Origin of the sequence: Kitasatospora sp. NBC_00070 (assembly GCF_045041205.1) — a bacterium.
Lineage (GTDB): Bacteria > Actinomycetota > Actinomycetes > Streptomycetales > Streptomycetaceae > Kitasatospora.
Map to the genome: position 1 here is coordinate 5,303,469 of NZ_CP108247.1, position 12,446 is coordinate 5,315,914.

The window sequence follows — 12,446 nt, forward strand, 5'->3', positions numbered from 1 at the left end:
ACAGTGACCGTGTTCCGTCGCCGCCAGAAGAGCGAGGACGCTGTCGAGCAGCTCGCCGACGACGCCATCAGCGCCGACGAGACGGCCGATGACGTCGAAGGCTCCGCCGACTCCGAGAACGAGAACGCCGCCGACGCAGACCCCACCGACCGGGTCGGCCTGCCGCCGGCCCCGCGCCCGGACGGGCCGTGGGACATCTCCGAGCTGGAGAACCCCGAGGAGGGCCGGGTGGACCTCGGTGGCCTCCTGATCCCCGGTGTCGAGGGCATGGAGCTGCGGGTCGAGGTGGCCGGCGACGCGATCGTGGCCGCCACCCTGGTCCTCGGTAACAGTGCCATCCAGCTCCAGGCCTTCGCGGCCCCCAAGTCCGAGGGCATCTGGGGCGAGGTCCGCGAGGAGATCGCCTCGGGCATCACCCAGCAGGGTGGCCTGGTCGAGGAGGAGGAAGGCCCGCTGGGCTGGCACCTCCGGGCCCAGGTCCCCGTGCAGCTGCCGGACGGCACCCAGGGTGTCCAGCTGGTGCGCTTCGTCGGTTGCGACGGACCGCGCTGGTTCCTCCGCGGCGTGATCTCCGGCCAGGCCGCGGTCCAGCCCGAGATGGCCGGGATCCTCGAGCAGGTCTTCCTGCAGACCGTCGTGGTCCGCGGCGAGACCCCGATGGCCCCGCGCGACCCGATCGTGCTCAAGCTCCCCGAGGACGCCCAGATGGTCGCCGACGGCGGCGCGAGCGTGGTCGACGCCGGCGGCTCCCGCTTCGCGGAGGCCTCGCTGGACCCGTTCGCCCGTGGTCCGGAGATCACCGAAGTCCGCTGATCGTCCGCCGATCGCCTCCGTCCGGTACGCCGGACGGAGGCGATTTGCTTGTGGGGCGGCGATGCCCGTACAGTTCCGGAGTCGCACCGAGAGGGGCGAAGAAAAGCGAGTCGGGTGAATGAAACTCCGGAAAACGGAGCGGAAAACGTCTGATAAGCTCGGAACACGAAAGAACGAAGCGCCCGGAGGGTCCGCCTGATAAGCGGCTCGAAGGAAGTGTCCGTTCCTTGAGAACTCAACAGCGTGCCAAAAGTCAACGCCAGATATGTTGACATCCCCGGCCTCACCTTTGGTGGGGTTGGAGATTCCTTTATGAAGTAAAACACTAGCGAGGACGCAGTGCGCGGGATCACCTATTCCGATGGTTGCCGTGCCGCTCAACGCGAGTGGTTGCAGGATTACCTGCAGACATTCACGGAGAGTTTGATCCTGGCTCAGGACGAACGCTGGCGGCGTGCTTAACACATGCAAGTCGAACGATGAAGCTCTTCGGAGTGGATTAGTGGCGAACGGGTGAGTAACACGTGGGAAATCTGCCCTGCACTCTGGGACAAGCCTTGGAAACGAGGTCTAATACCGGATATGACCTTCCTCTGCATGGGGGTTGGTGGAAAGCTCCGGCGGTGCAGGATGATCCCGCGGCCTATCAGCTTGTTGGTGGGGTAATGGCCTACCAAGGCGACGACGGGTAGCCGGCCTGAGAGGGCGACCGGCCACACTGGGACTGAGACACGGCCCAGACTCCTACGGGAGGCAGCAGTGGGGAATATTGCACAATGGGCGAAAGCCTGATGCAGCGACGCCGCGTGAGGGATGACGGCCTTCGGGTTGTAAACCTCTTTCAGCAGGGAAGAAGCGCAAGTGACGGTACCTGCAGAAGAAGCACCGGCTAACTACGTGCCAGCAGCCGCGGTAATACGTAGGGTGCGAGCGTTGTCCGGAATTATTGGGCGTAAAGAGCTCGTAGGCGGCTTGTCGCGTCGGTTGTGAAAGCCCGGGGCTTAACCCCGGGTCTGCATTCGATACGGGCAGGCTTGAGTGTGGTAGGGGAGATCGGAATTCCTGGTGTAGCGGTGAAATGCGCAGATATCAGGAGGAACACCGGTGGCGAAGGCGGATCTCTGGGCCATTACTGACGCTGAGGAGCGAAAGCGTGGGGAGCGAACAGGATTAGATACCCTGGTAGTCCACGCCGTAAACGTTGGGAACTAGGTGTTGGCGACATTCCACGTCGTCGGTGCCGCAGCTAACGCATTAAGTTCCCCGCCTGGGGAGTACGGCCGCAAGGCTAAAACTCAAAGGAATTGACGGGGGCCCGCACAAGCAGCGGAGCATGTGGCTTAATTCGACGCAACGCGAAGAACCTTACCAAGGCTTGACATATACCGGAAACGGCTAGAGATAGTCGCCCCCTTGTGGTCGGTATACAGGTGGTGCATGGTTGTCGTCAGCTCGTGTCGTGAGATGTTGGGTTAAGTCCCGCAACGAGCGCAACCCTTGTTCTGTGTTGCCAGCATGCCTTTCGGGGTGATGGGGACTCACAGGAGACTGCCGGGGTCAACTCGGAGGAAGGTGGGGACGACGTCAAATCATCATGCCCCTTATGTCTTGGGCTGCACACGTGCTACAATGGTCGGTACAAAGGGCTGCGATGCCGCGAGGCGGAGCGAATCCCAAAAAGCCGGCCTCAGTTCGGATTGGGGTCTGCAACTCGACCCCATGAAGTTGGAGTTGCTAGTAATCGCAGATCAGCATGCTGCGGTGAATACGTTCCCGGGCCTTGTACACACCGCCCGTCACGTCACGAAAGTCGGTAACACCCGAAGCCGGTGGCCTAACCCGTAAGGGGAGGAGCCGTCGAAGGTGGGACCAGCGATTGGGACGAAGTCGTAACAAGGTAGCCGTACCGGAAGGTGCGGCTGGATCACCTCCTTTCTAAGGAGCACATGGCCGGATGTGAGCGAATGTCTCACACGGTTGCTCATGGGTGGAACGTTGACTATTCGGCACACGCGGTCTGTTGGCCTTGCGAGTACTGCACTTCGGTGCGTGGAAAGCGGGGTCGGTGAGGTCGGGTGTGTCGGGCACGTTGTTGGGTCCTGAGGGAACGGCCGTCATGGTCGTTGCTTCAGTGCCGGTCCTACTTGAGTGGTGCGTGAGCGCTGTGAGGGTGGGTGTCTGGTCGTTGTTTGAGAACTGCACAGTGGACGCGAGCATCTGTGGCCAAGTTTTTAAGGGCGCACGGTGGATGCCTTGGCACTAGGAACCGATGAAGGACGTGGGAGGCCACGATAGTCCCCGGGGAGCCGTCAACCAGGCTTTGATCCGGGGGTTTCCGAATGGGGAAACCCGGCAGTCGTCATGGGCTGTCACCCGCACCTGAACACATAGGGTGTGTGGAGGGAACGAGGGGAAGTGAAACATCTCAGTACCCTCAGGAAGAGAAAACAACCGTGATTCCGGGAGTAGTGGCGAGCGAAACCGGATGAGGCTAAACCGTTTTGGTGTGAGACCCGGCAGGGGTTGCCAGAGCGGGGTCGTGGGAAAGTTCTTGATCGGTCTGCCGGCCGGTCGGTGAGTCAGAAACCGTATGGATAGTCGAAGGACATGCGAAAGGTCCGGCGTAGAGGGTAAGACCCCCGTAGACGAAATCTGTGCGGCTCACTTGAGCTTCTCCCAAGTAGCACGGAGCCCGAGAAATTCCGTGTGAATCTGGCGGGACCACCCGCTAAGCCTAAATATTCCCTAGTGACCGATAGCGGATAGTACCGTGAGGGAATGGTGAAAAGTACCGCGGGAGCGGAGTGAAATAGTACCTGAAACCGTGTGCCTACAAGCCGTGGGAGCGTCGGACATACAGCTTGCTGTGTGTCTCGTGACTGCGTGCCTTTTGAAGAATGAGCCTGCGAGTTTGCGGTGTGTAGCGAGGTTAACCCGTGTGGGGTAGCCGTAGCGAAAGCGAGTCCGAATAGGGCGATACAGTTGCATGCCCAAGACCCGAAGCGGAGTGATCTAGCCATGGGCAGGTTGAAGCGGAGGTAAGACTTCGTGGAGGACCGAACCCACCAGGGTTGAAAACCTGGGGGATGACCTGTGGTTAGGGGTGAAAGGCCAATCAAACTCCGTGATAGCTGGTTCTCCCCGAAATGCATTTAGGTGCAGCGTCACGTGTTTCTTGCCGGAGGTAGAGCACTGGATAGGCGATGGGCCTCACCGGGTTACTGACCTTAGCCAAACTCCGAATGCCGGTAAGTGAGAGCGTGGCAGTGAGACTGTGGGGGATAAGCTCCATGGTCGAGAGGGAAACAGCCCAGAACACCGACTAAGGTCCCTAAGCGTGTGCTAAGTGGGAAAGGATGTGGAGTCGCAGAGACAACCAGGAGGTTGGCTTAGAAGCAGCCACCCTTGAAAGAGTGCGTAATAGCTCACTGGTCAAGTGATTCCGCGCCGACAATGTAGCGGGGCTCAAGTACACCACCGAAGTCGTGTCATTGCAGCTATAGGGCCAACGCCCGCTGTGATGGGTAGGGGAGCGTCGTGTGCCGGGTGAAGCAGCGGAGGAATCCAGTTGTGGACGGTTCACGAGTGAGAATGCAGGCATGAGTAGCGATACAAGAGTGGGAAACTCTTGCGCCGATTGACCAAGGGTTCCTGGGTCAAGCTGATCTGCCCAGGGTAAGTCGGGACCTAAGGCGAGGCCGACAGGCGTAGTCGATGGACAACGGGTTGATATTCCCGTACCCGCTTTGAAGCGCCAACGTCGAACCTCTGAATGCTAAAGCCGCGAAGCCGGCCTGGAGTCTTCGGACAAAGGGACGTGGTGGAGCCGCTGACCCAACAGGGTAGTAGGTGAGCGATGGGGTGACGCAGGAAGGTAGTCCAGCCCGGGCGGTGGTTGTCCCGGGGTAAGGGTGTAGGCCGAGTGATAGGCAAATCCGTCACTCATTGAGGCTGAGACCTGATGCCGAGCCGATTGTGGTGAAGTGGATGATCCTATGCTGTCGAGAAAAGCCTCTAGCGAGTTTCATGGCGGCCCGTACCCCAAACCGACTCAGGTGGTCAGGTAGAGAATACCGAGGCGTTCGGGTGAACTATGGTTAAGGAACTCGGCAAAATGCCCCCGTAACTTCGGGAGAAGGGGGGCCGGAACTGGTGATGGAATTTACTTCCTGAGCTGGGGCCGGCCGCAGAGACCAGCGAGAAGCGACTGTTTACTAAAAACACAGGTCCGTGCGAAGCCGTAAGGCGATGTATACGGACTGACGCCTGCCCGGTGCTGGAACGTTAAGGGGACCGGTTAGTCATGATTCGTCATGGCGAAGCTGAGAACTTAAGCGCCAGTAAACGGCGGTGGTAACTATAACCATCCTAAGGTAGCGAAATTCCTTGTCGGGTAAGTTCCGACCTGCACGAATGGCGTAACGACTTCTCGACTGTCTCAACCATAGGCCCGGTGAAATTGCATTACGAGTAAAGATGCTCGTTTCGCGCAGCAGGACGGAAAGACCCCGGGACCTTTACTATAGCTTGATATTGGTGTTCGGTTCGGCTTGTGTAGGATAGGTGGGAGACTTTGAAGCGGCAACGCCAGTTGTTGTGGAGTCGTCGTTGAAATACCACTCTGGTCGTGCTGGATGTCTAACCTGGGTCCGTGATCCGGATCAGGGACAGTGTCTGGTGGGTAGTTTAACTGGGGCGGTTGCCTCCTAAAGAGTAACGGAGGCGCCCAAAGGTTCCCTCAGCCTGGTTGGCAATCAGGTGTTGAGTGTAAGTGCACAAGGGAGCTTGACTGTGAGACCGACGGGTCGAGCAGGGACGAAAGTCGGGACTAGTGATCCGGCGGTGGCTTGTGGAAGCGCCGTCGCTCAACGGATAAAAGGTACCCCGGGGATAACAGGCTGATCTTCCCCAAGAGTCCATATCGACGGGATGGTTTGGCACCTCGATGTCGGCTCGTCGCATCCTGGGGCTGGAGTAGGTCCCAAGGGTTGGGCTGTTCGCCCATTAAAGCGGTACGCGAGCTGGGTTTAGAACGTCGTGAGACAGTTCGGTCCCTATCCGCTGTGCGCGTAGGAATATTGAGAAGGGCTGTCCCTAGTACGAGAGGACCGGGACGGACGAACCTCTGGTGTGCCAGTTGTTCTGCCAAGGGCATGGCTGGTTGGCTACGTTCGGGAGGGATAACCGCTGAAAGCATCTAAGCGGGAAGCCTGCTTCGAGATGAATATTCCCACCTCCTTGAGAGGGTAAGGCTCCCAGTAGACGACTGGGTTGATAGGCCGGATGTGGAAGCCCTGTAAGGGGTGGAGCTGACCGGTACTAATAGGCCGAGGGCTTGTCCTCAGTTGCTCGCGTCCACTGTGTTGTTCTGAAACAACGACCCCACACCGTTTGGTCACGGGTGTGGTGCGGTCATACAGTTTCATAGTGTTTCGGTGGTCATAGCGTGAGGGAAACGCCCGGTTACATTCCGAACCCGGAAGCTAAGCCTCATAGCGCCGATGGTACTGCAGGGGGGACCCTGTGGGAGAGTAGGACGCCGCCGAACAATCTTTAGTCAGAAAGCCCCGCCGGGTAACCGGCGGGGCTTTCTGCATTTCAGATACCGGTTTCCCCGTCCAGCGTCTCGCGGATGATGTCCGCATGACCGGCATGCCGGGCGGTCTCCTCGATCATGTGGAGCATGACCCAGCGGAGGTTGCGACCTGCCATCTTCGGCCAGGCGCACGGGGTCTCCAGGGACATCCCGGCGACGATGTCCTGGTTGAGCGCGACCTGGGTCTCGTAGAAGGAACGCCATGCCGCGACGGTGTCATCGTCACCGAGGGCGAAGTCCGCACCTTCCTCCTCGTCAACGGCCGGCCATTCGTCGGGGTGTTCGTGGCCGGCCAGGATGATCTGGAACCAGCGGCGCTCCCAGATACCGGAGTGCTTCAGCAGACCGAGCAGGGAGAGCGCGCTCGCGGTGGGTACCCGCCGGGCGTCCTCGTCGCTGAGGCCGTCGAGTTTGCGGAGCAGGGAGGCGCGTTGCTTGTCGAGGAAGCCGACCAGGGCCTCCCGCTCGGTGTCGGTGCCGACGGCTGCGGGGCGGGGGCTCACCGCAGGTCCAGCTTGAAGCCGACGTGGGAGCCGGTGAAGCCGAGGCGTTCGTAGAAGCGGTGCGCGTCCGTGCGGGTGGCGTCCGAGGTGAGTTGGACGAGTTCGGCGCCGAGGCTCCTGGACTGCTCGACGGCCCATTCGATGAGCACGGTGCCCAGGCCGGTGCCCCGGGCGGAGGCGTCGATCCGGACTGCCTCGATCAGGGTGCGGGTGGCGCCGCGGCGGGAGAGGCCGGGGATCACGGTCAGTTGGAGGGTGCCGACGGTGCGGCCGGCCGACTCGGCGACCACCAGGTGCTGGTGCGGATCGGCGGCGATCCGGGCGTAGGCCGCCTGGTAGGGGGTCAGGTCGTCGGGGGACTCGCGGGTGGCACCGAGCGGGTCGTCGGCGAGCATGGCCACGATGGCGGGGAGGTCGGTTGCCTCGGCCGGTCGGATCGTCAGATCGTTCATGATCAGGACGATAAGGCACGACCGTACCCGCACTGTCGGTGCGGGAGGGTACGGTGCGTAGCGCACCGTCACCGACCCGAGGGGGCGCCCTGTGAGTACGCAGAGTGCGCAGAGCACACAGTCGCCGCAGCGTCAGCTTGCCCAGGTGGAGGGCGTGTTGGAGCGGGTCACCTACGCCAACGAGGAGACCGGCTACACGGTGGCCCGGGTCGACACCGGGCGTGGGGCGAACGACCTGCTGACGGTCGTCGGGGCGCTGCTGGGCGCGCAGCCGGGGGAGTCGCTGCGGCTGTTCGGGCGGTGGGGCTCGCACCCGCAGTACGGGCGGCAGTTCATGGTGGAGAACTACACGACGGTGCTGCCGGCCACCGTGCAGGGCATCCAGCGCTACCTGGGCTCGGGGCTGATCAAGGGCATCGGCCCGCGCTTCGCGGAGCGGATCGTCGAGGCGTTCGGGGTGGAGACCCTGGAGGTGATCGAGAACGAGCCGAAGCGCCTGATCGAGGTCCCCGGTCTCGGGCCGAAGCGGACCAAGATGATCGCGGCGGCCTGGGAGGAACAGAAGTCCATCAAGGAAGTGATGGTCTTCCTGCAGACGGTCGGCGTCTCCACCTCGCTGGCGGTGCGGATCTTCAAGAAGTACGGCGACGCCTCGATCGGCGTGGTGAAGAACGAGCCGTACCGGCTGGCCTCAGACGTGTGGGGCATCGGCTTCCTGACGGCGGACCGGATCGCCCAGGCCGTCGGCATCCCGCACGACAGCCCGGAGCGGGTCAAGGCGGGCCTGCAGTACGCGCTTTCGCAGAGCAGCGACCAGGGGCACTGCTTCCTGCCCGAGGAGCGGCTGATCGCCGACGGGGTGAAGCTGCTCCAGGTCGACGTCGGTCTGGTGATCGACTGCCTGGCCGAGCTGGTGGCGGCCGAGGGAGTGGTGCGCGAGCAGGTGCCGGGTGAGGGCGGGCTGCCGATCACGGCGGTGTACCTGGTGCCGTTCCACCGGGCCGAGGTCTCGCTGTCGAATCAGCTGCTGCGGCTGCTGACCACCGACGTCGACCGGATGCCCGGCTTCGCGGGGGTGGACTGGGAGGCCGCGCTCGGCTGGCTGGCGACCCGGACGGGGGCCGAACTCGCCCCGGAGCAGCGGGAGTCGGTGAAGCTGGCGCTGACCGAGAAGGTCGCGGTGCTGACCGGCGGCCCGGGCTGCGGCAAGTCGTTCACGGTGAAGTCGATCGTCACGCTGGCGCTGGCGAAGCGGGCCAAGGTGGTGCTGGCGGCGCCGACGGGCCGGGCGGCCAAGCGGCTGGCGGAGCTGACGGGGGCTGAGGCGTCCACCGTGCACCGGCTGTTGGAGCTGCGGCCGGGCGGCGAGGCGGCCTACGACCGGGACCGGCCGCTGGACGCCGACCTGGTGGTGGTGGACGAAGCCTCGATGCTCGACCTGATCCTGGCGAACAAGCTGGTGAAGGCGGTCGCGCCGGGTGCCCACCTGCTCTTCGTGGGGGACGTCGACCAGTTGCCCTCGGTCGGCGCGGGCGAGGTGCTGAGGGACATGCTGTCGGCCGGCAGCCCGGTCCCCTCGGTGCGGCTGACCAGGATCTTCCGGCAGGCCCAGCAGTCCGGGGTGGTGACCAACGCGCACCGGATCAACGAGGGCCTGCCGCCGATCACCGACGGCCTGCCGGACTTCTTCCTGTTCGCCGAGGAGGACGCGGAGGCGGCCGCCGGTCTGACGGTGGACGTGGTGGCCCGGCGGATCCCGCAGCGGTTCGGCCTGGACGCCCGTCGCGACGTCCAGGTGCTGGCCCCGATGCACCGCGGCCCGGCCGGTGCGGGCGCACTGAACACGTTGCTCCAGGCGGCGGTGACGCCGGCCAGGGACGGCCTGCCGGAGCGCCGCTTCGGCGGCCGGACGTTCCGGGTGGGCGACAAGGTCACCCAGATCCGCAACAACTACGAGAAGGGGCAGAACGGGGTCTTCAACGGCACGGTCGGCGTGGTGACCGATCTCAACGTCGACGAGCAGCGGCTCACCGTCCGGACGGACGAGGACGAGGAGGTCCCGTACGACTTCGACGAGCTGGACGAGCTGGCCCACGCCTACGCCGTGACGATCCACCGTTCGCAGGGCAGCGAGTATCCGGCGGTAGTGATTCCGGTCACCACTTCGGCCTGGACGATGCTGCAGCGGAACCTCCTCTACACCGCCGTGACCAGAGCGAAGAAACTGGTGGTGCTGGTCGGCTCACGGAGAGCGATCGCCCAGGCGGTTCGAGCCGTCAGTGCTGGTCGCAGGCACTCCGCACTCGACCACCGACTCGCAATTGGATGATCGTCCAAGGGGTCGCCCTGCTCAGGGGTTGTCTTGACGTGAAGAGATTTACGGCGGAACCTGGTCTGTGCCGATCTTGTCCGGTTCATACGGGCTGCGGCGAGAGCTTTTGTAGGGCACGGGCCTTCTCGGCCCACCCCGGGTGCACGGCAGTCCTGCGGATGGGGGATCGTAGAGACAGTCAGGGCACCTTGGAAGAGGATTCATTTCGTCGGTGAGGAAGACGTGAGCGACAACTCGGTAGTACTGCGGTACCAGGACGGCGAGTACGAGTACCCCGTCGTCGAGAGCACTGCGGGCAACGCCGGCTTCGACATCTCGAAGCTGCTCCCGCAGACCGGCCTGGTCACCCTGGACAACGGCTTCGGCAACACCGCCGCCTACAAGTCCGCGATCACTTTCGTGGACGGTGACAACGGCATCCTGCGCTACCGCGGCTACCCGATCGAGCAGCTGGCCGAGAAGGCCAGCTTCATCGAGACCGCGTACCTGCTGATCAACGGCGAGCTTCCGAACGCCGATCAGCTGGCGGTGTTCAGCAACGAGATCACTCAGCACACCCTGCTGCACGAGGACGTCAAGCGCTTCTACCAGGGCTTCCCCCGGGACGCCCACCCGATGGCGATGCTCTCCTCGGTGGTCGGCGCACTCTCGACGTTCTACCAGGACAGCCACAACCCGTTCGACGCCGGCCAGCGCCACCTGTCGACCGTCCGGCTGCTCGCCAAGCTCCCGACCATCGCCGCGTACGCGTACAAGAAGTCGGTCGGCCAGCCGTTCGTCTACCCGCGCAACGACCTGAGCTACGTCGAGAACTTCCTCCGGATGACCTTCGCCGTCCCCGCCGAGGACTACGAGATCAACCCGGTCATCGTGAACGCGCTGGACAAGCTGTTGATCCTGCACGCGGACCACGAGCAGAACTGCTCGACCTCCACGGTCCGCCTGGTGGGCTCCAGCCACGCCAACCAGTTCGCCTCGATCTCGGCCGGTATCTCGGCGCTCTGGGGCCCGCTGCACGGCGGCGCCAACCAGGCCGTGCTGGAGATGCTGGAGGAGATCCAGAAGTCCGGCGGTGACGTCGACACCTTCATCCGCAAGGTGAAGAACCGCGAGGACGGCGTGAAGCTCATGGGCTTCGGTCACCGCGTCTACAAGGCCTTCGACCCGCGCGCCGCGCAGGTCAAGATCCTCGCGCACGAGGTGCTCGGTCAGCTCGGCAAGTCCGACGAGCTGCTGGAGATCGCGCTCAAGCTGGAGGAGCACGCGCTCAAGGACGACTTCTTCGTCTCGCGCAAGCTCTACCCGAACGTGGACTTCTACACCGGCCTGATCTACCGCGCGATGGGCTTCCCGACCAGCATGTTCACCGTGCTGTTCGCGCTCGGCCGGCTGCCGGGCTGGATCGCCCACTGGCACGAGATGATCAACGACCCGGGCAGCCGTATCGGCCGTCCGCGCCAGATCTACACCGGCGTGGAGATCCGCGACTACGTCGAGCTCGACGCGCGCTGACCCACCCCGTACGCAGCAGGGCCCGACCACCACTGGTGGTCGGGCCCTGCTGCGTCCTGCGCAAGGGTGCGGCGCACGACGCCCGGGGGCGGCCCTGGTTGCCGGGAGCGGCCGCTCAAAGCGCTCCCGGCGGTGTCGCTCCCCGGCGTCGTGCGCGAGACGGCCGAGCGGACTCGGCAGTCGTACCGGGGCCCGCCGGAGCCCCGTCCACGGCGGTCATCGACCGTCGTACTACAAAGGTAAGACGTATTCGGGGGCGCAAAGTTACGTTCGGGGGGTGTGAGTTGGCTCTCTCCACGCTCCGTGCACGAGTGGTGTCAGCGTCATACCACACGATCCCGGCCGGGCGACGTCACCCTCCCCGCAGCCGCCGCAACCCAGCGTGATAGGAATCATCCCATTCCGGTACGGACCGCCCGCGCACCCTCAGTCGCGGCGGCAAGCCAGGGAGGGAGTGCGCAGATGGCCAGGAACGTCGTAGTCACCGGTGGCGGCACCGGCATCGGGTACGAGGTGGCACGCCGCTTCGCCGAGGCGGGGGAGCGGGTGGTGATCGTCGGCCGTCGGCGGGCGGTCCTGGAGAGAGCCGCCGCCGACCTCGGGCCGAACGTCACCCCGCTGGTCTGCGACCTCGCCGACCCCGACGCGGTCGAGGATGCCCTGAGCTCGCTGCCCGCCGAGATCGACGTGCTGGTCAACAACGCCGGCAGCCGGGAGACCGTGATCGGGGCCGGACCGCACGCCGTGCTGGCCCGCTGGCGCGGGGACTTCGAGCGAAACGTGCTGACCGTGGTGCTGCTCACCGAGTCGATCCGGGACCGGCTCGCCCAGGGCACCGGACGGGTGGTGACGGTCAGCTCGATCGCCGCCCTGCGCGGAGCGGGCTCGTACGGGGCCGCCAAGGCCTCGCTGCACGCCTGGAACCACTTCCTGGCCGCCCAGCTCGGCGCCTCCGGCATCACCGCCAACATCGTGGCCCCGGGCACCGTCTCGGGCACCGAGTTCTTCGGCCCCCGGCTGGACGAGGCCGAGGTCTCCCGGCGGGCGGCCCGCACCCTGCTCGGCCGGATCGGCGAGTCGGGTGAGGTGGCGGCGGCGGTCTACTTCCTGGCCTCCGCCGAGGCCGGCTTCATCACCGGCGAGATCCTGCACTGCAACGGTGGCGAACTGCTCGGCCGGTAGCTGTGGGCAGGTGCTCCGGGTCTACGGTCCAGGGGCTCGGGGCTCTGCTGATGTGC

General features: G+C 64.1%; 6 protein-coding genes and 3 rRNA genes. 7 read left to right on the forward strand and 2 right to left on the reverse strand.

Translation table 11 applies throughout. The features are described from left to right. The first annotated feature begins 9 nt into the window (after window positions 1-9). From OHV05_RS24200 to rrf, 4 genes are all read left to right on the forward strand, one after another. Window positions 10-813: a DUF3710 domain-containing protein gene (locus tag OHV05_RS24200; protein ID WP_405019502.1), complete on the forward strand. Its 804-nt coding sequence runs from the start codon at window positions 10-12 to the stop codon at window positions 811-813. Between the two features lie 411 nt (window positions 814-1,224). Next, a 16S ribosomal RNA gene (locus OHV05_RS24205) occupies window positions 1,225-2,748 on the forward strand. A 286-nt stretch (window positions 2,749-3,034) separates the two neighbouring features. Next, window positions 3,035-6,156: ribosomal RNA gene (locus tag OHV05_RS24210) — 23S ribosomal RNA — on the forward strand. Window positions 6,157-6,244: 88 nt separating this feature from the next. After that, a 5S ribosomal RNA gene (rrf, locus tag OHV05_RS24215) occupies window positions 6,245-6,361 on the forward strand. Together the 16S, 23S and 5S rRNA genes form the textbook arrangement of a ribosomal RNA operon. Before the next feature lie 50 nt (window positions 6,362-6,411). Here the strand turns inward: rrf and OHV05_RS24220 are convergent. Continuing rightward, on the reverse strand, window positions 6,412-6,912 hold the full coding sequence (locus OHV05_RS24220; RefSeq protein WP_405019503.1) for a DinB family protein: 501 nt from the start codon (window positions 6,910-6,912) through the stop codon (window positions 6,412-6,414). Then, window positions 6,909-7,364, reverse strand: a complete 456-nt coding sequence (locus tag OHV05_RS24225) for a GNAT family N-acetyltransferase (protein ID WP_405019504.1) — start codon at window positions 7,362-7,364, stop codon at window positions 6,909-6,911. Before OHV05_RS24225 ends, OHV05_RS24220 begins: the two co-directional genes overlap by 4 nt. 91 nt (window positions 7,365-7,455) lie before the next feature. On the opposite strand from OHV05_RS24225, the gene OHV05_RS24230 reads away from it, so the two are divergent. From OHV05_RS24230 to OHV05_RS24240, 3 genes are all read left to right on the forward strand, one after another. Continuing rightward, window positions 7,456-9,693 (forward strand): ATP-dependent RecD-like DNA helicase, encoded by a 2,238-nt coding sequence (locus tag OHV05_RS24230; protein ID WP_405019505.1) that lies wholly within the window; start codon window positions 7,456-7,458, stop codon window positions 9,691-9,693. 225 nt (window positions 9,694-9,918) lie between these two features. Next, window positions 9,919-11,208, forward strand: a complete 1,290-nt coding sequence (locus OHV05_RS24235; RefSeq protein WP_350669777.1) for a citrate synthase — start codon at window positions 9,919-9,921, stop codon at window positions 11,206-11,208. A 462-nt stretch (window positions 11,209-11,670) separates the two neighbouring features. Beyond that, on the forward strand, window positions 11,671-12,390 hold the full coding sequence (locus OHV05_RS24240; RefSeq protein ID WP_403035856.1) for an SDR family NAD(P)-dependent oxidoreductase: 720 nt from the start codon (window positions 11,671-11,673) through the stop codon (window positions 12,388-12,390). Window positions 12,391-12,446: the final 56 nt, after the last annotated feature.

What these genes read in the sequence shown, in the direction of transcription:
- OHV05_RS24225 (WP_405019504.1), bottom strand. Translation starts at nt 7,364, where the DNA reads ATGAACGATCTGACGATCCGACCGGCCGAGGCAACCGACCTCCCCGCC.
- OHV05_RS24240 (WP_403035856.1), top strand. Translation starts at nt 11,671, where the DNA reads ATGGCCAGGAACGTCGTAGTCACCGGTGGCGGCACCGGCATCGGGTAC.